18 protein-coding genes are annotated in these 22,031 nt (G+C 42.0%); 8 read left to right on the top strand and 10 right to left on the bottom strand.

What is annotated here, in order from left to right; genetic code table 11:
• Positions 1–46 precede the first annotated feature (46 nt).
• Positions 47–817 carry a thermonuclease family protein gene (locus tag BLT53_RS14730; protein WP_244520421.1) on the top strand — a complete coding sequence of 257 codons (771 nt, stop codon included), beginning with the start codon at positions 47–49 and terminating at the stop codon, positions 815–817.
• A gap of 49 nt (positions 818–866) precedes the next feature.
• On the opposite strand, the gene BLT53_RS14735 is transcribed toward BLT53_RS14730, so the two are convergent.
• From BLT53_RS14735 to BLT53_RS14745, 3 genes are all read right to left on the bottom strand, one after another.
• The gene (locus tag BLT53_RS14735; RefSeq protein WP_170834363.1) at positions 867–1,640 is read right to left on the bottom strand and encodes a putative protein N(5)-glutamine methyltransferase; all 774 of its coding nucleotides are present in this window, start codon (positions 1,638–1,640) and stop codon (positions 867–869) included.
• A gap of 24 nt (positions 1,641–1,664) precedes the next feature.
• Positions 1,665–2,996: a TIGR00366 family protein gene (locus BLT53_RS14740; RefSeq protein ID WP_090235860.1), complete on the bottom strand. Its 1,332-nt coding sequence runs from the start codon at positions 2,994–2,996 to the stop codon at positions 1,665–1,667.
• 163 nt (positions 2,997–3,159) lie between these two features.
• Complete coding sequence (locus tag BLT53_RS14745; RefSeq protein ID WP_090235861.1) at positions 3,160–4,140, bottom strand: quinone oxidoreductase family protein; 981 nt, start codon at positions 4,138–4,140, stop codon at positions 3,160–3,162.
• A 117-nt stretch (positions 4,141–4,257) separates the two neighbouring features.
• On the opposite strand from BLT53_RS14745, the gene BLT53_RS14750 reads away from it, so the two are divergent.
• Positions 4,258–5,223 (top strand): D-2-hydroxyacid dehydrogenase, encoded by a 966-nt coding sequence (locus BLT53_RS14750; RefSeq protein ID WP_090235863.1) that lies wholly within the window; start codon positions 4,258–4,260, stop codon positions 5,221–5,223.
• 26 nt (positions 5,224–5,249) lie between these two features.
• Here the strand turns inward: BLT53_RS14750 and BLT53_RS14755 are convergent, their stop codons facing one another.
• Positions 5,250–5,594, bottom strand: coding sequence for a YkgJ family cysteine cluster protein (locus BLT53_RS14755; protein WP_090235865.1), 345 nt, complete (start codon positions 5,592–5,594; stop codon positions 5,250–5,252).
• Positions 5,595–5,807: 213 nt separating this feature from the next.
• Between BLT53_RS14755 and BLT53_RS14760 the strand changes: the two genes are divergently transcribed.
• On the top strand, positions 5,808–9,692 hold the full coding sequence (locus tag BLT53_RS14760) for a bifunctional 2',3'-cyclic-nucleotide 2'-phosphodiesterase/3'-nucleotidase (protein WP_090235867.1): 3,885 nt from the start codon (positions 5,808–5,810) through the stop codon (positions 9,690–9,692).
• 227 nt (positions 9,693–9,919) lie between these two features.
• Here BLT53_RS14760 and BLT53_RS14765 read toward each other — a convergent pair whose 3' ends face one another.
• The gene (locus BLT53_RS14765) at positions 9,920–11,539 is read right to left on the bottom strand and encodes a M14 family metallopeptidase (RefSeq protein WP_090235868.1); all 1,620 of its coding nucleotides are present in this window, start codon (positions 11,537–11,539) and stop codon (positions 9,920–9,922) included.
• A 293-nt stretch (positions 11,540–11,832) separates the two neighbouring features.
• On the opposite strand from BLT53_RS14765, the gene BLT53_RS14770 reads away from it, so the two are divergent.
• Both BLT53_RS14770 and BLT53_RS14775 read left to right on the top strand, forming a co-directional pair.
• Complete coding sequence (locus tag BLT53_RS14770) at positions 11,833–12,543, top strand: L,D-transpeptidase family protein (RefSeq protein ID WP_090235870.1); 711 nt, start codon at positions 11,833–11,835, stop codon at positions 12,541–12,543.
• Between the two features lie 65 nt (positions 12,544–12,608).
• The gene (locus BLT53_RS14775; protein ID WP_090235871.1) at positions 12,609–13,040 is read left to right on the top strand and encodes a hypothetical protein; all 432 of its coding nucleotides are present in this window, start codon (positions 12,609–12,611) and stop codon (positions 13,038–13,040) included.
• A gap of 28 nt (positions 13,041–13,068) precedes the next feature.
• On the opposite strand, the gene BLT53_RS25445 is transcribed toward BLT53_RS14775, so the two are convergent.
• The 3 genes from BLT53_RS25445 to BLT53_RS14785 form a co-directional block, all read right to left on the bottom strand.
• On the bottom strand, positions 13,069–13,197 hold the full coding sequence (locus BLT53_RS25445) for a DUF3789 domain-containing protein (protein ID WP_244520422.1): 129 nt from the start codon (positions 13,195–13,197) through the stop codon (positions 13,069–13,071).
• 232 nt (positions 13,198–13,429) lie between these two features.
• Positions 13,430–14,227, bottom strand: a complete 798-nt coding sequence (locus BLT53_RS14780) for an SGNH/GDSL hydrolase family protein (protein ID WP_090235873.1) — start codon at positions 14,225–14,227, stop codon at positions 13,430–13,432.
• 66 nt (positions 14,228–14,293) lie between these two features.
• Positions 14,294–14,782, bottom strand: coding sequence for a VanZ family protein (locus BLT53_RS14785; RefSeq protein WP_090235874.1), 489 nt, complete (start codon positions 14,780–14,782; stop codon positions 14,294–14,296).
• A 251-nt stretch (positions 14,783–15,033) separates the two neighbouring features.
• On the opposite strand from BLT53_RS14785, the gene BLT53_RS14790 reads away from it, so the two are divergent.
• Complete coding sequence (locus BLT53_RS14790; protein WP_090235875.1) at positions 15,034–15,558, top strand: DUF2179 domain-containing protein; 525 nt, start codon at positions 15,034–15,036, stop codon at positions 15,556–15,558.
• 41 nt (positions 15,559–15,599) lie between these two features.
• Here the strand turns inward: BLT53_RS14790 and BLT53_RS14795 are convergent, their stop codons facing one another.
• Positions 15,600–16,802 carry an FtsW/RodA/SpoVE family cell cycle protein gene (locus BLT53_RS14795; protein WP_090235876.1) on the bottom strand — a complete coding sequence of 401 codons (1,203 nt, stop codon included), beginning with the start codon at positions 16,800–16,802 and terminating at the stop codon, positions 15,600–15,602.
• Positions 16,803–17,338: 536 nt separating this feature from the next.
• On the opposite strand from BLT53_RS14795, the gene BLT53_RS14805 reads away from it, so the two are divergent.
• Positions 17,339–19,525, top strand: coding sequence for a bifunctional glycosyltransferase/CDP-glycerol:glycerophosphate glycerophosphotransferase (locus BLT53_RS14805; protein WP_090235879.1), 2,187 nt, complete (start codon positions 17,339–17,341; stop codon positions 19,523–19,525).
• A gap of 43 nt (positions 19,526–19,568) precedes the next feature.
• Here the strand turns inward: BLT53_RS14805 and BLT53_RS14810 are convergent, their stop codons facing one another.
• Positions 19,569–20,915: a glycosyltransferase family A protein gene (locus BLT53_RS14810; RefSeq protein WP_090235880.1), complete on the bottom strand. Its 1,347-nt coding sequence runs from the start codon at positions 20,913–20,915 to the stop codon at positions 19,569–19,571.
• A 598-nt stretch (positions 20,916–21,513) separates the two neighbouring features.
• Here BLT53_RS14810 and BLT53_RS14815 point away from each other — a divergent pair.
• A complete protein-coding gene (locus tag BLT53_RS14815) occupies positions 21,514–21,714 on the top strand; it encodes a hypothetical protein (RefSeq protein ID WP_090235882.1) in 201 nt (66 codons plus the stop codon).
• Positions 21,715–22,031: the final 317 nt, after the last annotated feature.

Genomic DNA, 22,031 nt, shown 5'->3' on the forward strand with positions numbered 1-22,031 from the left:
TTTACAAGTCATCGGCAATACATAGACAGAGGAGAGAAAAAAGATCGTGGATAAAAAGTTCCTTAAAAAGCTGCTCAGTACAGCCATGGTATGTTTACTTGCTGTGTTGGCTGCAGCTTGCTCACCAGTCCAAGAGAGCAGCAGTCCCGCTGGGCAGAGCGGTGCGATTAAAGGCACACCCGCTACTGTAACCTATGTAGTAGATGGAGATACAATCGATGTTAAATTCAAGAACGGAAAAACAGAACGTGTCCGTATGCTGCTCGTAGATACCCCCGAAACGAAACATCCAAGGCTTGGTGTTCAGCCATTCGGCCCAGAGAGTTCAAAATTCACAAAGACACAATTAACAGGTAAAAAAGTAGGCGTTGAGCTGGATGTTTCCGAACGCGACAAGTATGGAAGACTGCTTGCTTACATATGGATTGGCAAACAAAACTTTAACCAGCTGCTTTTGGAAAAAGGATTGGCCCGGGTCGCCTATGTGTATCCGCCCAATACAAAATATGTAGACCAGTTCCGGGCCACACAGGAAAAAGCCCAGAAAAAAGGCATTGGAATCTGGTCCATCGAGAACTATACCCAGGAGGACGGTTTTCATGAAAATTCCAAGAGCCAATCTTCTAAAGAAAACAAACCGCCTGCCACTACCCCTTCAAATGAGAACCCCAAAGGAAAATGCAACATAAAAGGCAATAAGCAGTCGATGATCTACCATGTTCCCGGCGGCCAATCTTATAATGTTACGAAAGCTGAGGTCATGTTTTGCTCAGAGGCAGAAGCCCAAAAAGCAGGTTACCGAAAAGCAAAAAGATAAGCCTCCAAACAAAAATCCAGATCAGCAAAAACGCGCTGATCCGGCTTTTTTACTTGGTGCCAATAACCACCGTTGCTTCGAGCTCTGAAGAAGAGACCACTCTTGAACTCAAGCCCTGCTCCTGAAAAATCCGCAATGTTTCTGAAGATTGTCCTGAACTCGTTTCCATGAGCAGACTTCCTCCAGGTGCGAGCCAGCATCTTGCTGCAATTGCTGTCTCCCGCTGGATATCATGCCCGTCCAAGCCCCCATCCAGCGCTATCCGGTTTTCATACATACGCGCTTCTGCCGGAAGCGCTGACAGAGCATTCGTGGGAACATAAGGGGCGTTTACCACAAGAACATTGACACTTCCAAGCAAGACTTTTGGCAGAGGCTCATACAAATTCCCTTCAAAAACCTTCCCGCCGGACTTGCTAACATTCCGGCGCGCACATGAGACAGCTCCCGGATCAATGTCAGCAGCATACAGCCTGATGCCGGGCTCAAGCTCGGATAGTACGGTCCCTACCGCTCCCGAACCACAGCAGAGATCCACCACAGCATCCCCCGCCTTTATGATCGACGCAGCCTGGTGTACGAGAAACTCGGTACGCCGGCGGGGGACAAATACATGGGGATCTACCTCAATCCGAAATCCACAAAATTCCGCATAACCCACTACATGTTCAAGAGGCAATCCCTCTGCCCGCTTTTCTATCATTCTGTCCAATTCTGCAGGAGACATGGCAGCAGAGCGCAACAGCTGTGCTTCTTCTTCCGCGTAAACACAGCCCGCAGCCCGCAGCCGTGCTGCAATCTCGTCAAAACCTGTAACATCCACCAGCACATCCCCCCTTGCAAATCCCTAAAAGAACGATAAACCTACCGCAAAGATAACACCAGAAACCAGGAGCGTGGTAACACAATAGCCCATAATGTCCCTCGCCCCGAGCCCTGCAATTGCCAGTGCAGGCAGCGCCCAAAATGGCTGAGCCATGTTCATCCAGGCTTCACCGTAGGCAATCGCCATGGCAGCAATGCCAGAGTCAACGCCAAGCTCCTTGGCCGCAGGCATGATGAATGGGCCTTGCACCACCCAATGTCCGCCGCCTGAGGGAACAAAAAAGTTTACAAATCCCGAGCTTAGGAAAGCAAAAAACGGAAAGGTTGAAGGATTGGAGATGGAAATAAATGCATTGGTAATCATGCCTCCGAGTCCCGAAAGCTCCATCATCCCCTGGATACCTGCATAAAAAGGAAATTGAATCAAGATACCTGCCGTGCCTTTTGCGGCGTTGGCAACAGCATTCATGTAGGAAAGCGGTGTACCGTGCAGCAGGAGACCCGTCGTAAAAAACAGCAAATTCACCGTATTAATATCGATTTTAAATCCATTTTGAACTATGTAATAAACAATATAAGAATACCCAAGTACGGAGATGACCAGGCTGAGAAGCCGGCTGTTTTCCATGGAAACCGCAAATGTTTTTTTCGTTTCAACAGGAGCAGTGGCGGTGGCCGCAGAAACCTCGTCTTCTGCTAACAATTTCGGATTAATACCAATTACGTCCTTTCCTGTTGGCATCATCATCTTGGCCATGACCGGCAGAACAATAAGCAATGCCAGAGTGATAAACAAATTATAGCTGGTAAAAATCGTATGGGTGAGCGGAATCAGCCCTGCGGTTTTTTCCATTGGATTTCCCGGAGTCGCTGCCACAAGGGGGACAGATCCCGATAACCCTCCATGCCAGGTCAGAAACCCGATATAGGCACAAGCAATGAGAAACCTGTAGTCGGATCCCGGAATACGCTTGGCCACTTCCTTTGCAAACAACGCCCCTACGATCAATCCGAAGCCCCAGTTGATGAAACAGGCGATTCCTGAGCCTACAACAACAAGAATCACACCCTGTACCGGAGTCTTGGCCACTCCAGCAAGTTTGACCATCCACTTTTTAATAAGCGGGGAGCTCGCAAGTGCATGTCCGGTTACAAGGACAAGGCTCATTTGCATGGCAAAGGCAAGCAGGTTCCAGAATCCAGATCCCCAGAACTCCACCATGTCGATCGGGCTGTGATGGGTGAATATCACTCCTGAGAGAAAAAGAATGATTGTAAGAATTAAAGCAAACACAAATGGATCCGGTAAGAACCGTTGAACGAGAGCGGTAAAGAAGTTAGATAGCGCTTTCATTATTTTCGCACGTCCTTTCTGCCTGAACAGGCTGGTTAAGTCTATGAATAGATTTACTCGTTAACTATTCAGTTTACAAGCCTGAAAATCCTGTCTGTTTTACGTAAACATTGTAAAAAATTATCGAGTCTCACGAACAGTACGCCATACAGAACGTAAGAAACTACGCATTTGCCATCAGCAAAACTTTACCGGTGCTTTTCCTGCTTTCCACCCAGTCATGGGCTGCTGCTGCCTCCTCTAGACGGAATTTCTTTCCAATGTTGATCTTCAGACGTCCTGACTCTAATAGTTGAAACACATGAGGAGCCATGTTCTGCAGTACTTCAGGCCGCTCTTTCCTTGTCGTGCCAAGACTGAAGCCCAAAACCGAGCGGCAGCTCGAATGCAGCTTTCCGGCTGAAATGTTTCCGTACTCTCCGCTCGAATTTCCAAATGCCGCAAGCCGTCCGTACTTGGCCAGGCAGTCAAAGCTCTGATCCGTTAATTTTCCCCCTACTGAATCAAGAACAATATCGGCCCCTTTTCCATTCGTCAGCTCGTTTACCTGATGAGAAAAAACTTCTTTTTCATAATTAAAAACATAATGAGCACCGGCATCCTTTGCGATTTGCCGTTTCTGCTCGTTTCCTACTGTCCCAATCACCATTCCTGCGCCAAGGGCAAGAGCTGTCTGTATGGCCGTAGTGCCCACACCACCGGCTGCAGAGTGAATGAGAACCGTTTCCCCTTGTATCATTTTTGCACTGTTAGCCAGAAGAAGATACGAAAGAAAGGAAACAATTCCGCAGGAGCCTGCTGTCTCAAATGTCATGCTGGCCGGGATGGGAAATGTCAATTGAGCGTCCGCTCTCACGTATTCCGCGTATGAACCATCATGAGGAAAAGCAAGCACCCGCTGGCCTTCATGGATGTTCAGCACATCTGGACCAACCTTTTCCACAATCCCGGCTGCCTCCAGTCCTGGTATAAATGGAAGCTTCCCCTTCCCTTTTGTCCCTACCCTTGCTTTAATATCGGCAAAATTGACTGAAGTGGTTTTTACTTTGATCAATACCTGATTGGAACCAATCTGAGGAACAGCTGTATCCGACCACACCAAGTTTTCTGAACCTCCAAAGTTTTTAACTGTAATCGCCTTCAAGTGACTTCCTCCTTTTTCTTATCGTAACAGAACCACTAATCCCCTAGAGCATGTTTAAACAAAACTTTCTCACCTTCTGGTAAACTGAACAAAAACAAACAGACAGGATGGGATAAGATGACGGCACGTAAATTGCTCATTGCTCAAAATATTGATGCTGCTTATGTTGAAAAGGTACAGAAAATCATTCCCGATTGGACCATTGTGACCGGAAAGGACAAGGAGACTTGGCAAAAGGAAGCTCCTAATGCAGAGATCATTGCCGGCTGGAAAAAAGGGATGGAAGAGTACACGCTGAACCGTGAAAATGCGCCATTAAAATGGGTACAAACCTGGAGTGCCGGGGTCAACAATCTTCCGCTCGACCGCCTTTCCTCTCACAATATTCAGCTGACCAGTGCCAACGGCGTCCATGCTTTCCCTATTTCAGAAACCATCTTTGCGCTCATGCTCGGCCTCACACGAAAAATACATACCTACGTGCGCCACCAGCAAACCAAAACATGGGACCATTCCAACCTGAAGTTTGAGATACATGGTAAAACCCTGGGAATTCTCGGTACAGGCGCTATAGGGCGTGAAACGGCCAAGATTGGCCAAGCCTTTGGAATGAAGGTGCTTGGTATGCGCCATTCGGGAAAACCTGAGCAATATATTGACGAAATGTACACATCCGACAGACTGCACGATCTACTTCCTGAATGTGACTATGTGGTTGTGACCCTTCCATTAACCAAAGAAACGAACCGCATGCTGGGCAAAAAAGAATTTCAGCTCATGAAAAACACCGCTTTCTTTATCAATATCGGCCGGGGTGACATTGTGGTGGAAGAGGATTTGATCCATGCACTGCATACCGGAGAAATTGCCGGAGCGGGTCTAGATGTGTTTGAAAAAGAACCGCTCGAAGACAACAGTCCGCTTTGGAACATGGAGAATGTCATTATCACCCCCCACACAGCAGGGTCAACCGAATATTACGATCAGCGCGTCATCGAGGATATCTTTATTCCCAATCTCAAAGACTATCTCGTTGATAAATCCCTTTCCATTAATGCGGTCGATTATAATAAAGGATATTAAAAGAGAAGGGCATCTCCCTTCTCTTTTTATTTAAAATCGTTCCATGTATAATCCACCGACAAAATCCCGATCGTTTTGTGTTCAAGAGGCTGACCATCAACTGCCAGTCCGGGATTTTTGAAGCAGACCAATTCTTTATGGTAGCCAAATTGTTGACAGACCTTCGGCCGGGCTGAATAAATTCCGCACCGGTCTTTTTCCATGTCATAAAAAATGCACGTTCCGAAATAGCGCGTTTGTTGCTCAAGTTCATTCCGTAGTTTACCAGGCATGCTTTTTACTCTCTTTCGGATTTTCTTCAACTCTTTTTCAGTTATCGCTACAGGACCGCAGCATAATCCCTTACAGCCTTGGCATGGAAGGACGCTCATCCACTTATTCCTCCTTCTTTATAGAACATCATAAACATCGATCAGCCGCCAGCAAAAGAAATTTCTACATAAAACGCCATAATCCTTCCTCCATCTGCAGCCTTGCTTTTTCCCATACCCCATCTTCAAAATAATTCAAAAAACGCTACAAACTTCTAGGACTTTCGTGATATATTATTTGAGCAGTGCAAAATAAGGAAAGGCTGTGAATCTATGTCGTTTACTGGAACTTTCAAGAAGTTACTGGCCTCATCTCTCGCCATTGGACTAGTTTCCTCTCAATTGGCAAACCCAACGTTTGCGGCAGCAAAACCTGCCAAGAAATCTGCGCCAAAAGAACCATTTAAAATATCTGCTCCATATGTGGATTTCTCCAATGGCACAAATGCTTCTGTCACTGTTACTCCTCAAAAAGGAAACCCTGGCAAAGAAGCAGTTGTTTTCCAGCTGATGAAGGGTAAAAAACCCGTATCACAAGCAGTTGTTAAAACCGACATTAAGAAAAGCTCCAAGTTTTCAGCACACTTCAATTCCAAAAACCAATCCTACTGGGTTCAGGTTTCTGTCGTAAAGAATGACAAGGGCGATACCAGCAATTCTGGCAAGAATCTCGCAACACCAGTTTCCACATCACCTACCAATCTTCGGATCATGGAAACTACTGACATTCATACAAATCTTGTAGCCTATGATTATTTTAAAGCTGCACCTTCCGATGTTCTTGGGATATCCAAGACTGCCACACTTGTAAAACAAGCACGTAAAGAAGTAAATAACAGCGTCCTCGTAGACAATGGGGACTTGATTCAGGGAACACCGCTTGGAACGTATAAAGCCAAAATCTCCCCTCTGAAAAAAGGCGAGATCCACCCCGTCTATAAAGCAATGAACCAGATGGGCTATGACATGGCTACATTCGGCAACCACGAATTTAACTATGGATTGGACTACTTGCAGAATGCGATTAAAGGCGCCAACTTCCCTTATATTAACGCCAACGTCTTTAAACTCGACAAAGATGACAATCCTTACAACAATAAGAACAAATTCACGCCTTATAAAATTGTAAAGAAAAAAGTAGTTGACCAGAACGGCAAGAAAACCACACTAAAAATCGGTTACCTCGGTCTTGTAACACCCCAAATCATGGATTGGGACAAAAACAATCTTGAAGGAAAAGTAATGACTCGGGGAATCATTGAAACCGCAAAACGCTTTGTTCCGCAAATGAAAAGAGAAGGTGCCGATATCATCATTGCCATGACGCACTCAGGGTTCAATGGTGATACCAAGAACGAGGAAGATGTCATCTACTCACTGAGCAAAGTGAAGGAAATCGACGCCATCACCTTCTCGCACACACATAAAGTGTTCCCTGCAGCGGATGAAAAATCGCTCGATCCATTGTTTAAAGATGCACAAGGAAACGTTCTTCCCGGTGTCGACAATGCAAAGGGAACCATTAATGGTGTACCGGCTGTTCAAGCGGGGTACGGCGGAAGCAACCTGGGGATCATTGACCTCAACCTTCAAAAAGTAAAAGGAAAGTGGAAGGTTTACAACACGCAATCCTCCACAAAGACCATCTACGATAAAGCGACCGGCTACAAAGCACCTGAAGACCCTAAAATTGTGGATGCGGTCAAAAAAGACGTTGATGCAACCATTAAGTATGTCAATACACCGATCGGCAAAACAACCGACGATATTTACAGCTACTTTGCGCTGGTAAAAGATGACCCATCCGTTCAAGTGGTCACCAATGCCCAAAAGTGGTATGTAGAAAACTATATACAAACCAACAAACCGCAATACAAAGATTTACCGGTTCTATCTGTCGGCGCTCCATTTAAAGCAGGACGCAATGGCGTCGACGAATACACCGAAATCAAAAAAGGCGACCTGACCATCCGCAGTGCAGCTGATTTGTATTTATACGATAACACGCTGAAAGCCATTAAAATCAAAGGATCTGATGTAAAAGAATGGCTTGAAATGTCAGCCGGGAAATTCAATACCATTGATCCGAAAAAATCCGGAGAACAAAAGCTGTTAAATGACAACTTCCCTGTATACAACTTTGATGTCATTGATGGGGTAACCTATCAAATCGATGTAACAAAGCCTGCCCGTTATGATGTCAAAGGCATAAAGATTTCGGATTCCAACCGTATCAAAAACCTTGAATACAACGGACAGCCGATTGATTCGGATCAGGACTTTATCGTTGTCACCAACAATTACCGTGCCTCTGGCGGCGGAAGCTTCCCAGGCATCAAAGGTGCCGAATATGTCGTGGATTCCGCAGATGAAAACCGTCAGATCTTGATGGACTATATCACGGAAAAGAAAGAAATTACTCCAACAGCCGATAACAACTGGTCGATCGCACCCATCCAGGGAGATGCTGAGGTTACCTTCACTTCCTCGCCAAACGGTGCACAATACTTAACACCTGAAAGCAAAATTTCCTACACGGGAAAAACGGATGACAAAGGCTTCGGCATCTACAAGTATGACCTGAAAGGCAGCGCGCCAGAAGACTTTACCTTATCCATCATGCATACAAACGATACACACGCTCATCTTGATAATGCAGCCAAACGCATTACAGCCATTAAAAATGTGCGTGCCCAAAAGCCAAGCTCTTTGCTGATTGATGCGGGAGACGTATTTTCCGGGACCCTTTACTTTAACGAATTCAAAGGACAAGCAGACCTTGATTTTATGAATCTCGCAAAATATGATGTGATGACATTCGGCAACCACGAATTTGATCTTGGCTCAAGTCCGGACGGTCACAAAGCATTATCCGACTTTATCCAAAAAGCCAACTTCCCATTCGTCAGTGCAAATGTTGATTTTTCAAAAGACAGCCTGTTTGACGGACTGCAATCCAATGAAATTACCTCTTCTCCGAAGAACGGAAACATCTACACTGGCATTGTAAAAGAGGTGGATGGAGAAAAAGTAGGTATTTTCGGATTAACGACTGAAGAAACAAAGGATATTTCCAGCCCTGAAGCGGTGGTATTCAAAAACTATAAAGATGAAGCAGAAAAAGCAGTAAAATCATTCGAGGACCGTGGCATCAACAAAATCGTTGCCGTAACCCACATCGGGTATGACGATAATCCTGCGTATGATAATGACCTGGAGCTTGCAAAACAGGTCGATGGCATTGATGTTATCGTTGGCGGACACAGCCATACAGAGCTTGATCAGCCGGTTGTTGTATCAGCAGACGAAAATGGAAAAGACAAAGATCCAACCGTTATCGTTCAAGCCTATCAATACAGCGATTTCCTCGGAACACTTGATGTTGATTTCGATGAGAACGGAAAAGTAGTGAAGGAAGACGGCAAGCTGATTAAAGTGGCTGACCAGCAGGAAGACCCTGCGGCAGCAGATCTTCTGAAGAAGTATTCTTCAAAAATCGATGAACTAAAGAATACATCAACGGGTGCTACAGCGGTTAAAGCATTGGAAAACCCCCGTTCATCCACTGGTGGTCCAAGTGTCCGCAGCAACGAGACACCGCTTGGCAACCTGATTACAGATGCAATGCTTGATAAAGCTAAGCAGTTTAATTCAAAAACAGTCATTGCCTTCCAAAATGGAGGCGGAATCCGCTCGGAAATCAATGCAGGTGACATTACACTTGGCGAAGTGTTGACCACTCTTCCTTTCGGCAACACATTGGCCACGATGAATTTGACCGGAGCAGAAATTCTGCAAGCGCTTGAGCACAGTGTAGATCAAGTACCAAATGAAAGCGGTGCGTTCCTGCACATGTCCGGTATGAAAGTTAAGTATGACAGCTCAAAGCCAGCTGGAGAGCGTGTCATATCTGCAGAAGTAGAAGAAACGCCTGGTCAATTTACTACCCTTGACCCAGCAAAGGAATATGTTGTAGCAACCAATGCCTTTACAGCGAAAGGCGGCGACAACTATCAGGTGTTCAAAAAGGCGTATGAAGATGGCCGTGTAACCGATCTTGGTTTTGCTGACTGGGAAAACCTTCGAGACTATGTCGCAAAACTAAAAACGGTAGATCCAAAAGATGAAGACCGCATTGTTGATGCAGCAAAACAATAAGCAAAAAAAGAAAGTCCACATTTCCCGTGGACTTTCTTTTTTAGTGTTTAATGATGACCAAAACCGTTGAAGTCCTTCTTGCCTCCTCCCAATTGGACCGAACCCGCCAACAGGTTCGGATCGCTCATTTAGACGAACGTGTTCCTTTCTGGTTTTAAGCGCCTCATCCTTTTTCAAACTTTTTGAATTGAAAAGGACTGCCAAACGGCAGCCTTTTTTGTTATTTTTTATTGTTTGATCCAACCTTTCACAGCCCTTTTGTCTTTGTCCTTGCCTTCGACATAGAACCAGTTGTTCCACTTTTTCGTTGCGGTTACGGTCTGAGGTGTCAGGTTCGTATCGGTTTTCTTGGAATCAAGCGGTAATGAATACAGCAGTGTGGCGTCCGGTTTCAGAGCAATTTTCTGATTGACCGCTGCCGGATTGAATTCAGTCATTTTGCTGTCCTTTTTAATCCATAAATCATAATTAAATTTCGTCTTTACCGCGTAGTAGCTGCCATATGATTTAATGGCCTTCACTTCACCCGGGTAAAGGTTACTGGTGGATTTCTTGGTTGATATCGGAGAATAGTAGAGCGGTGTACTCTCCTTTACCAGGAAGTTCTTTGGCTTTGTATGGAAATCGGTCACGGTGCCTGATACATAATTGTCTTTTAAAATCCACTTTTTGCCGTAATCCTTTGTATTGATTCTGAAATAGTTTCCTTTCGTTCCGATGACGGTCAGCTTTTGGGCTTTAAGCTTTGTACTGGTTTTATAAGCTGAACTCGGGCGATCGTATAGATTAAACGGCGCGAAGGTTGTAATTACTTTGCTTGTTTTTGTAAACTTTTTTTCCCACAGCTTTTTCCCTTCACTGGCTACAAATAACGCAGCTTTCCGGTTGCGTTTCCATTCTTCATTAATGACGGAAACCGGAGGATTGGTTGCGCCGACATGATAACTCAACTCGGGGGTAAAGGCCGGACGTCCGTATTGGGTGATGAACCAGTCTTTATAGCCTCCGCCCTTTTTGCTGTCATTCGGTTTTACCAATGGATAGCCAGTCATGGACGAGAAGGTTTTTGCCATCGCATAATCTCGGTTATAATTTTCCTTTTTATTCAGGTAGTGCCAATACAGAACACGTCCTGACGTATGATATGAAATGGTGACTTCAGGGTTAACATAGGATGTGAAATTATAGAGCAGCTTCACTTCCGGTGCTTCGAGCGGTTTTGTTCCTTTGTACATTTGATAAGAAGGGCTTGGTGCTTCACTGCGCGGAATCTCATTCCAGCCTGCTGGATATTGGCGGTTAAGATCAATGCCTTGCGCATTGGCTTTCCACCTCTTGAAATTTGTGTTTCCTTTATTCATTTTAATCAACCCGCTGTGGGCCGATTTTGGAAACTCCTTTAGACCCGACTGCTGAAGAGTGACGCCGTCAGGATTCACCATTGGTACGATCCAGATCGACACATCATTTAATAGATTGCGAACATTATAGCCCTGATAGGTTGTGTTTTTTTTATACGCATCCGCATAGGCATCTACCATTTCCATCGCAATGTTCGTTGTGATCCATTCCCTGGCATGATGAGAGGCATTATAGAAGACAGTGGCATCCCCTTTTCCGAGCTTAACCGCCCACACCGTCCTTCCGTATTTGGTGGTGCCAAGTGCACGATATTGAACCAAACCCGGATAGGCTTTTGCCAGTTGTTTCATATCAGTGGTCATTTCCGAGTATGTATACGTCTGTATCGGGTCAACATAGCTGGCTGCCGAAGCAGACGGTGTAAAGCTGAATGCAGACAAGCCGACAACAACGGCCAGTACTAGAGACCATAATGCTTTTTTCATCCCTCTTCCCCCTTAAAATTCGTCATTTACTCCTTAACTCTCTAATTATACTTGCTTAGTGCGAATTCAGAACATAAGAATAATTGCGTATCTTTTTGTTAAATAAAGGTCGCGGGTTTGGTTTGATTTGTTACAGACGCATACACCCTCTATTCTTCTACTTTTTCGTCTAGTAAGAAATACACATTCTCTGCAAGACTACTAGGTTCTTTTGCTTAAAAACAGCACACGCGCTTTCCTGATATAGAAGAAATTGTATAATAAAAGAAAAACAGTTATGAAAGGAATGAATGATGAAAAAATTTCTAAGTTTTCTCGTTTTAGGTATCCTCGTGTTTAGTGTGTTTACACCCGCTTCTGCCGGTTCAATACCCTCTCACCAAAAGAAACTGCTCAATAAGGTTTATAAAGAAAAGAAAGCTAAACAAGTCGTTTTTGTCACAGCAGACAAAGCTGATGAATTCACAGGCAGAATTACAGCGTATGAATACGTAAAGAAAAAATGGGTCAAGAAATATTCCATGCCGGCCGTAATCGGCAAAAATGGAATCAGCTCTGCCAAAAAGGAAGGGGATGGCAAATCTCCCGCCGGTATCTATGATATTGGGAGAAGCTTTGGAACCGTCAAAAAGCCTTCAGGAATTACCCTAAAGTACACGAAAACCGATCAGTACGACTATTGGGTGGACGATGTAACGTCCAAGGATTATAACAAATGGATTGTTTACAAAGGAGATCCGAACAAACGATGGAAGTCATTTGAGAGAATGCAGCTGGAGCCACTGTACCATTATGGTGCCGTTATTGAATATAATATGGATCCTATCGTCAAAGGTGACGGAAGCGCCATTTTCTTTCATGTATGGAGAGCTTCCGACAAACCAACAGCAGGCTGTACGGCTACTTCCAAAGAAAACGTACTAAAGCTGCTTCGATGGATGGATCCCTCAAAAAAACCAGTATTTATCCAGGGGACTGAAAAGCAGATGAAGGAAATGTACTGATAACCGTCAGGAAGTTTTAAAAATCCTGGTATCTAATTAAGACAAAAAGCCTGGGGGCAATTTCTATGATGAAGTGGGTACTTGTGTTTGTCCTGTTAATTGGCGGCATTGGGTACTTCGGCTATAAAGCTCTTATGACCTACGGAGCCAACAAGCTGATGAACGAGGTTTCAACACAAATCGTGGACAACAAGGATATCGACAAATTGATGGATGATCCCGCCATTCAACAATACGTGGAAGATGGCAGAGACCTTGATTCGCTTGCAGAGGAAAAGGACCTCCCGTTTCACACCAAGGAGAAAGCAATGAAAACGGTGATTAACAAGGTTGGTCTGGATCAGTTAAAAGAAATGAAAAATAAAGCACTGGATGGCGTCTCTCCTGATGAAAGACGTGAAATGGAAGCAACGTTAGAAGAGAAGCTGTCCGCCAAAGAAATGGAAGCCCTGAAATTGGTGGCCCTTAAAGAGATTAAGAAAAGGCAGTCCCAATAGTGAAAATAAAAAGGTGCAGTGCACCTTTTTATTTTTCTTTTTTGTCCCTGTGCTGTCTATCGCTAATTTCATCTGAACGTTTGGACACAAACATCAGACTCATGATAAAAACAGTCAGGATGGATCCGACAAAACATCCAGCGATAAACATGAGCATCATTGACCCTCCAATACCATCTTTTCTAAAGTCTTCGTCCTCTAAAGGAAACTTTAGGGTTGATTGGCCAAGCTGTACCCTTTTATCATAGAATGTTTGTCATTAAAAAGCTGTCGAAGCTCATGGGACGGCTCAATGAAAATCCCGACAAAAAAAGCAAATCACACAAAAAGCTCCCGGCATATCGTGAACGGCCAGCAACATAGCAGCCTGTTCAGTGCCGGGAGTTTAATTACTTTCCTGTAAACAGGATGGCCAAATCGTCTGCCCACAACTGCTGACCTTTTTTTGTCGGCTGATGATTCTCTGTATTCACATACATCTTCAGCTCTTCTGATTCCTGATCCGGCCAGGCAGACCAGTGGTCAATATATGCAATTTCCTTTTCTTTTGCAAATTGCGTTAGCTGATTCACCTGGTCAAGATAAAAGCGCGGCTTATAAATCGGATTGGGCGGCTGAAGGAAAACAACGGTATCAGAATTTGCTCTTTTCACATCAGCAAGCAGGATATCCAGGCTTGCCAGCGTATCCCTTATGTTAATTTTTCCGTTGTCATTGAGCAAAAAAGGCTCAATCAACAGAATATCCAGGTTTTGATCCAGCAATGGCTGATACTTTTTATTTTTAACTACCGTAATGGACCATTCATTATTAAATCCTTGTGGTAAAAACTCTATCCGTTCTTTACCATACGCCGATTGGAGTTTTTGCCGAAAAAGCCGGCCCCAGCTTTCTTCCCCAGAGGTAGTTTCAGAACCGATTGCTCCCACCTTTACGGTTTCTCCAGCCATTATTTTCTCCGTGATGACCGCTTGAGCATTCTTCGGAAGATTCTTGGTCAGTGCACTGACATCAGGCATTGTGCTTTTCTCGTCCATTTCATTGCTGCCTGTGCGTTGATCCTCCAGTTCCTTTTTCGCAGCCTCTGCTTTATCTTCCAGCTTCAGCTCGTATTGGATATTTCCGTACCCGAGGCTGGCCAGGCAAATGATAAAAATCAAAACATATAATACTTTTTTCTTTTTCATAACAAGCCACCGCCTTCTTTCTCTCATGGATAGTATCGGCTGATGGCGACTGATCATGAACCCTTATTACGGGTTTCTTCTGAAATACCGTCTGTATAACAGGAAAGAAATAAGGATGCCTACTGCTCCCCCGCAAGCATCAATCACCACATCTTCCACGTGTGGAGAACGTCCAGACGTGAAATGCTGATGAATTTCATCAGACGCAGCATAGGCAACAGTTAGAACAAAGGAAAAGAATGCCGTTTTTCCTTTTGGGAAATAAAAACGGAGAACCCTGAAAAGCAGAAATCCAAGCAAAAAATACACAGAGAAATGAGCACATTTACGGATAAAAAACTCTACAAATCCAGCAGGTCCCAATGCTTCTACACTTACTTCACTGCCCGCATACTGAAAAGATACCGAAGAAAAAATACTGGCTATCTTTTCATGATTCAAAAATTGGGAGAGGGTCGGCCTCATATCTTGTTGTTTATAAGGGGTGGCTGACGAATAAAATATTCCTCCTGCGACAAGCAGAACTGGCAGCCAATACCATGTGAACCGTTTCATCCAAACACCAGACTTTCACTAAAGAATTCTTTCTCAATTCTACTATTATAGCAGGGTTCTTTCTATTATTTTTGTAATGGCAACGCTTACATCTGTAGATGGCGTTTTGCTGCTTATCTTTAAGGTTAAATATAAACAAAAATGCGTGGCAAATAGATGACAAATCAAAAACACAGACTACCGAATAGGAAACCTATACGAAGCTGTGTACCACTGTCACGATAATTCAACGATAGAAGGAGGATCCCCATATGTGGCAGCCGTTAATTATCTTTCTGATGCAGTTATCCCTTCTCCCCATCGTGACTCTCCGGACCATACTTCTTGTTAAAGGAGAAACGCGAAAGGCCAGTGTAATTGGAGTCGTAGAAGCTGCAATCAATGTGCTCTCACTCGGTATCGTGTTTCAGGATATGGCGAACATTTGGAACATTATCGCTTATGCGATTGGTTTTGGGGCTGGCCTGATGCTTGGCGGTGTGCTGGAAAATAAATTAGCCATCGGTTATGTAACCCATCAAATAAATTTGCTGGACCGTTCTGAGAAGCTGGTCAACCGTCTGCGTGCAGAAGGGTTTGGTGTAACGGTGTATCAGGGTGAAGGGCGAGAAGACAATGCCCGGTTCCGGCTTGACGTACTTTCCAAGCGCAGCAGGGAAAAGGAACTTCTGCAAATAGTCAATGAACTTGCGCCAAAAGCCTTTCTTGTCTCCTTTGAGATTCGTAGCTTTAAAGGCGGATATTTAACAAAAAGCATGAAAAAGAAGCAAAATTAAAAAGAGGCATGGCCTGCCAATAGGGACAGGCTGTGCCTCTTTTAGTGAGCCGGTTTCTTTTTTTGAAAGGAGACGACTGTACTTGCGGAAGGATAGTTCGCGGGCTTGGCGGCAGGAACAGGCTGTTCATCTGTTGCTTTCCTTTTCATATTCACAAAAGCAGATACATTGGCCAGGACGCCCATTGAAAACATTAAAACAAGGAGTGAAGATCCTCCGTAACTCAAGAAAGGCAGCGGAACACCGGTTACCGGCAAAAGCCCTGTAGCTGCGCCTAAGTTAATGAAGGATTGTACACCGATCATGCTTGAGATCCCAAAGGCAAGAAGGCGGCCAAACGTGTCCTTGCTTCTCAGGCCAATAATAAATCCTCTAATCACAATATAAAATAAACCGATGAGGGCAGCCAGTACACCTGCAAACCCAAACTCTTCGGAGACATTCGCAATAATAAAATCCGTTTGTCCCTCTGGCAAATACCCGTATTTCGTAATCCCATTGCCAAGACCAACACCATTCATCCCGCCCGCAGAAATGGCGACATACGAATTGATCAGCTGATATCCTTCTTTCTGGTACTCAAACGGCGCATACGCTCCTTTAAAACGGGAGATCTGTTCATCACTTGCAACAAACATAAAAAATACCGTCATTAAGAGGATGGAAGATAAGGAAAGAAACATCAGATGCCGAAAACGTAGCTTTGCACAGATTAGAATGCTTGCTGCTATCGAAACGAGAATCAGCATGGACCCAAAATCAGGCTGCATAAGAATAAGGAAAGAAATCAAGGCGACCACTACCAACGGAGGCGCAACCGCACGGTTAAAATCAGAGATATAAGATTGCTTTTTTGCAAGAATAGAAGACAGATAAATAATAATCGCCAGTTTGGCCACTTCAGCCGGCTGCAGGTTGAACCCTCCAAGGCTGATCCAGGACTGCGCATTATTTACCACTTTTCCTAATAAAAACACCAGAACAAGCAATGAGATGGTTACCAGGATCAGCGGTTTGGTCAGCTTGATATAGGCCTTATAAGGAAAAATTAATGCAAAGAAAAAGACAAGCAGGCCTGCGAGTATAAAAATCAACTGACGTTTAAAGAAATAATCAGCTTCTAGATCATAATGAAAGGCTATCCAATAGCTGCTGCTGTAGATCATAACTAAGCCGAATACACACAGTCCAACCGTGGCAATAACCAAACTGTAATCTACATTTCTCAGTAATTTTTTTAGCATAATCTATCACCCGATTTTATTCTACTATATATTGGAACCTGCCGGTTGAAAAAGTGTGCGACAAAATCTTTTGAATGAAACAAAAAAAAGACAACGTTCGAGGAGGCGACTGAAAAACTACTTGTTTTTCTATGCCATCGTTGCTTAATACAAAAGCCTGCCTTTTTTGTGTTATTAGGATAGACTATTCTTTCATCCCCATTAGCTTTATGATCCTCTTTAAACTGACAGTGACTAGGGTCATCTCCCTGTAACTCCATGCCGATTCACCCCGAGGTTGGGATTACATCCATGAATTAATATCTACATTATACAGAAAAAAGCATAACTTTCTTATAGAAATGAAGCCGTATGCCTTTTTGTTTAGGGAGCACTTTTTTTCAGGGGCCTCTCTGATGACGGTCCTTTTCGGTTGCAGGACAGGTTTAAGGAAAAAAGGACCATAATTTACTTTTATATCATTAATACCTGGTCCTATCTCCTATTTACATATGATATAATAATTTGTGTTATTTAAAGTAAAGTGAGGAATTTTAATGCAATATGATATAAGTGTAATTATACCTACTTACAATGCGGAACGCTATATTGTCGAATGTCTAGACTCAGTAATCAATCAAAGCTTCAGAGGTACAGTAGAAATTATTTTGATTGACGATTGTTCAACAGATCAAACTCACCAAATCATAGAGGATTATAAATTAAACCATAGTGAATTTCCAATAGCCATTTTATATCAGGAAAAAAACATGAGACAAGGAACTGCCCGAAACCGCGGTGTCAGAGAATCAAAGGGGAAATATATTTTCTTTTTGGACAGTGATGACTTCCTTGATCTCAATGCTTTTGAAAAAATGTTTACCAAGGCTGAAGAAGGTTCCTGTGACTTCGTTCTATGTGACTGGGCTTATTATTATCAAGAAAAAGGTATTGTATATGTAAATAATGATCTTTTCCTCTTTAAAGATTATCTTATTGGTGAGGAATGCGAAGACCTTTATCAGGCAGTTACTTATTTTAGTGTTAACAAGCTATATAGCAAGGAATTTTTAGTGAACAATAATATAAAGTACGGAGAAGGGTACATTTACGAAGACTTTGAATTTTATGTCAAAGTAGCACAATGTGCCAAAAAAATTGGAATTATACAAAATCCATTCTATCGTGTGCGGGTAAATGACTTTTCCACAACAAAAACTGAATCAAAAAGCCTGATACATATCGAATCTTACTTAAAAGCCGTCACCCAAAGTATCAGCGCTTTTAACCCTAGGTCAGAACAGTCCTATTATCATCTCTATAAGCATCTCGTACAAAAAACTCTGTACTATGCCAAAGCGAGGGCGCCATTTGGGCATAAAAAGAAGACTCTCCAAAAAGTATTGAATATCGTGAATAAACAAAATACAGACTATTTTGTTCCTAAGAATATTATTGCCTTTAATCATTTTTTATTCAGAAGAAAATATGTTCAAAATGGAAAAGTAAATCATATATTAGTGGTAGATTATCTTCAATCAAAAGGAAAACTGACTAGCCTATTTAAATTTGCTCAAAAGGCAAAACAAAAAATATTAAAATCAAAATTGGTTGAATCCCAGCGAAGAAAGAGAAGAGCAAAAAAAATAGATGGGTATTTTAAAAGGCCGGTTGATCCAAAAACGGTTCTCTTTTTGGGATTTGATTATCGATATATCGGAAATTCCAAATACTTTTTTGATTATTTGGCAGAAACAGCACAAGACTTGGAGCTGTACTTCGTAACGAAGAATAAGAATGTTCCAAAAAAGTACAGGGTTACCCCGCGAAGCATGAAGTTCTGGGAAGTATTGAGCAAGGCCAAAGTCGTTTTTGCGGAAAGCTGGATTCCACTTGATTTTAGAAAAAGAGAAGAAACAAATTGGATCCAATTTTGGCATGGAACACCTTTTAAAAAGCTGTTCTTTGATAGCCATGAACGATATATTTCCCTGTACAACCGAAATCATAAACGACAAAAAAGGAAAGACATCAGTAGATGGGATTATTTGCTGGCAGATTCAATCGCAGGCCAAGAAAAGCTGGCATCTTCCTTTGCCTATGAAGAAAGCAATATATTAAATTTGGGCTATCCGAGGGTGCAATGGCTAAAAGATAATCAAAATAATGAGCAATTGAAACAATCAATAAGAGATAAGCTGGGTATACAGGATGGCCAAAAGGTAATCTTGTATGTACCGACTTGGCGAGATTACAATTACAAGCAGCGAAATCCGAAATTGTCCTATCTGTTGAATTTAAATTATGTAAGTGAAAACATTCCAGAGGACTATGTAATTTTAAATAAAAATCACAGTATGGGGAACTTTCGGTTAAATCATCCATCTATCATTACTCCAAGTGATGATATCGAAGTGCAGCAGCTAATTTTAATTAGTGATTTTATTATAAGCGATTTCTCTTCCATTATATTTGATGGAATGGCTATTAACATACCATTCTATTTATATATCAATGATTTCGACCTGTATGAAAAAGCCAGGGGAGTCTATGCGGATATGTATGAGAATCTTAAGCCGTTCTGCATAGATAATGAAGATGAATTAATCGAGGGTATTTTAAGTTTTGAAAAAGACTACCCAGTTAAAAGTTATGAAAAGACGAAGATTTTATACAGCAATATAAACGAAAACAACTCCAATCAGGATTTAAAAGCAAAAGTTGACCTTTTATTGTCAGAATAAAAAAAAGAGGGGTATCCATAAAAGGATATTCCTCTTTTTTGTTTTAATAAATCATTTTTTTGATTTTACGCCATAGTTCGCTAAATAGGTTTATGTTCTGAATCAGGATGGTATTTTGATCGGTCTTAATTCCGAATTGAAACCGCCAGTTCCAGATAGGAATTCTGATATCAAAACCGGCATGCTCATAATCCTTTATAACGTACCCCCATATGTCAATCTGTTTTTCAGGATTAATTGCTGCGGCATAAATGATTTTTTTTGAAGGCGTTTTTATAAAGACCTTATCTTCCTTTTTCATCGAATAAGAGTCGCTGTGAAAATAACCTTTTAGCATCAATTTTCCATGCCTTATTTTTTTTTGGGTGATTCTTATTGAATGGGTAGGAGTGTTTAAGGAATCATCCAAACGATAATCACGGCCATATTTTAGCTTAAGCAAGAATTCTTTATGATAGGTCCTCATATTCTGATTTAAAATATAGGAGTCCGAAACAAATCTAAGAATCTGCTTGAACGCAGTAACAAAGTCTTCTTTTTCTTCGGTTGTCAAAATTTCCATAAGAATCTTGCTGTTCTTTTGAAATAAAAATAACTTCATATGATACACGAGCATGTATTGTACATATGGAATGATATTGCCGTATAAATCCAATGAGCGATTTATCATGTGAGTGTATCCATTTTTTAAAAGGTCCGTATAACGGTATTTGCTAAACCATGACAGATCTACAAGCGAGGTTGTGTCATTTCTCTTTCTATACCAATAGGCAGCATCTGCTATAACGCCATATTTACCTTCAGCAAGAATGATTTCATTGACGAATAAGGCGTCTTCCCAGAACAGCAGATTTTCATTAAAGGAAACTTTGGACTTTTTATAATAATCGTTTTTGATAAATACTCCGCCAATATAGTATTGAGGAGAGTAATATTCATTAAAAATGTTAATAACTCTTGAGCCCTGAAGAAAACGATTGTTTAATTTGTTTTGTCCTTTTTCTTTTTCAAAGTAATAGACAGGTATGGTTGCAAGATTCACTTCATGGTTTTCTTTGAAAAATTGATTCACAGTCTCCAATGTATTGGCTTCTAACTTATCATCAGAATCTAAAAAAGTAATATAAGAGCTGTTTTGAGAGACTAAATTCAAGCCTTCATTTCTTGCGGTACTAGGTCCGGAATTTTCAATATAAATATACTTGATATTTCGCGGGTACTTTTTTTTATACCGTTTACAAATTTGTTCGCTCTTATCCGTACTTCCATCATTCACTAAAATAATTTCAACATTTTCTTGAAAGGAAAACGTCTGGCTGGTTAAGCTGTCAATAGCCTCAGATAGATATTTTTCAGAGTTATAGATTGGTATAATTATAGAGAATACCATTGAATTACTTTGCTCTCCTTTTTAAAACCATATACATACAGTGTTTATTATACTGTTTATTCCTATTTCATACAATGATAGTAGAAGAAAGGGAATTGTTTAAGAATTATGTTTAAATGTTAAATCCCCCCACTTCACTCTCTTAGATCTTTGAGTCACTTATTAATCCCTTCTTCTGTCATTTTTCCAAGGATGCCATCCACAGAAATTGGGAGGCCTTTTTTATTCAGGTGTTTTGAACCGTTCGAACATCTTTTCTACTGTCTCCCCTTCAAATGGCCAGGATATGGTTTTACTTGCTGAACAACTTCGTGCGAGCATTCATCATGCGCGGTAAGGGGCACCACTCAAAGTTCTAGCTGCGTTAAACAAACAACGGTTTTCTTCACAGTCCATTCATCGGCCTCCCATTTTTTATCTTAAAATAGTGTTTCATTTACCAGTCACCTAACAGTATGGCAGCGAAACCTATTAATCACAAAACAGCAAAAAATACCCATCAGCTCCTTTTTAAAGGATATTTTACTTTTTTGTAACATGCAGGAGTTTGTAAAGAGTTGAAGAATGTTATATCCATAATGTTATGGGGGTGCGATTGTTGAACAAAGATACTTTTGAACTCTTTCTGGTTGAGGCTTCAACCGAAAGCAAACGTCAACGGGCAGTCTACACTGTTTCCTCTGTGCAGGAAGCGTATGACAAGTTTATGACTGAACTGAAGGCCAATCCGGAAGCCAACCAAAAATTAAAATCACTCACGATTAAAAGCGGTACTGTGTCGTACGATATCTTCAGATAAAAAACGAAGAGATGGCCTCCCAAGGCTTTCTCTTCGTTTTCGTTTTTCCAGGAGTATTTTTTATAATGGAACATTCATTTGTATGTAAGAAATGTGATACAGTTTCTTGTTCCAGCTGTTTTCTCCATCGGGAACGTCATAAAATTGCTTTGACAATACATACACCATTTTATCACGGGGCAAGACGAGATTGCATTGTAGTTTATTTTCCGTATGAACAACCGGAAATATCAGAAATACCATGATCAGAATAAGAGTCCTATTGTTTTCCCCTCTGCTTCCTCCTTGGTATATGTAACAATGCCTCTTATAAAGAT

The organism is Fictibacillus solisalsi, from assembly GCF_900103485.1.
GTDB lineage: Bacteria > Bacillota > Bacilli > Bacillales > Fictibacillaceae > Fictibacillus_C > Fictibacillus_C solisalsi.

Coding starts and splice junctions, on each gene's coding strand:
- BLT53_RS14740 (WP_090235860.1), bottom strand. CDS start 2,996: ATGAAAGCGCTATCTAACTTCTTTACCGCTCTCGTTCAACGGTTCTTA.
- BLT53_RS14750 (WP_090235863.1), top strand. CDS start 4,258: ATGACGGCACGTAAATTGCTCATTGCTCAAAATATTGATGCTGCTTAT.
- BLT53_RS14755 (WP_090235865.1), bottom strand. CDS start 5,594: ATGAGCGTCCTTCCATGCCAAGGCTGTAAGGGATTATGCTGCGGTCCT.
- BLT53_RS14760 (WP_090235867.1), top strand. CDS start 5,808: ATGTCGTTTACTGGAACTTTCAAGAAGTTACTGGCCTCATCTCTCGCC.
- BLT53_RS14765 (WP_090235868.1), bottom strand. CDS start 11,539: ATGAAAAAAGCATTATGGTCTCTAGTACTGGCCGTTGTTGTCGGCTTG.
- BLT53_RS14770 (WP_090235870.1), top strand. CDS start 11,833: ATGAAAAAATTTCTAAGTTTTCTCGTTTTAGGTATCCTCGTGTTTAGT.
- BLT53_RS14775 (WP_090235871.1), top strand. CDS start 12,609: ATGATGAAGTGGGTACTTGTGTTTGTCCTGTTAATTGGCGGCATTGGG.
- BLT53_RS25445 (WP_244520422.1), bottom strand. CDS start 13,197: ATGCTCATGTTTATCGCTGGATGTTTTGTCGGATCCATCCTGACTGTT.
- BLT53_RS14780 (WP_090235873.1), bottom strand. CDS start 14,227: ATGAAAAAGAAAAAAGTATTATATGTTTTGATTTTTATCATTTGCCTG.
- BLT53_RS14785 (WP_090235874.1), bottom strand. CDS start 14,782: ATGAAACGGTTCACATGGTATTGGCTGCCAGTTCTGCTTGTCGCAGGA.
- BLT53_RS14790 (WP_090235875.1), top strand. CDS start 15,034: ATGTGGCAGCCGTTAATTATCTTTCTGATGCAGTTATCCCTTCTCCCC.
- BLT53_RS14795 (WP_090235876.1), bottom strand. CDS start 16,802: ATGCTAAAAAAATTACTGAGAAATGTAGATTACAGTTTGGTTATTGCC.
- BLT53_RS14805 (WP_090235879.1), top strand. CDS start 17,339: ATGCAATATGATATAAGTGTAATTATACCTACTTACAATGCGGAACGC.
- BLT53_RS14810 (WP_090235880.1), bottom strand. CDS start 20,915: ATGGTATTCTCTATAATTATACCAATCTATAACTCTGAAAAATATCTA.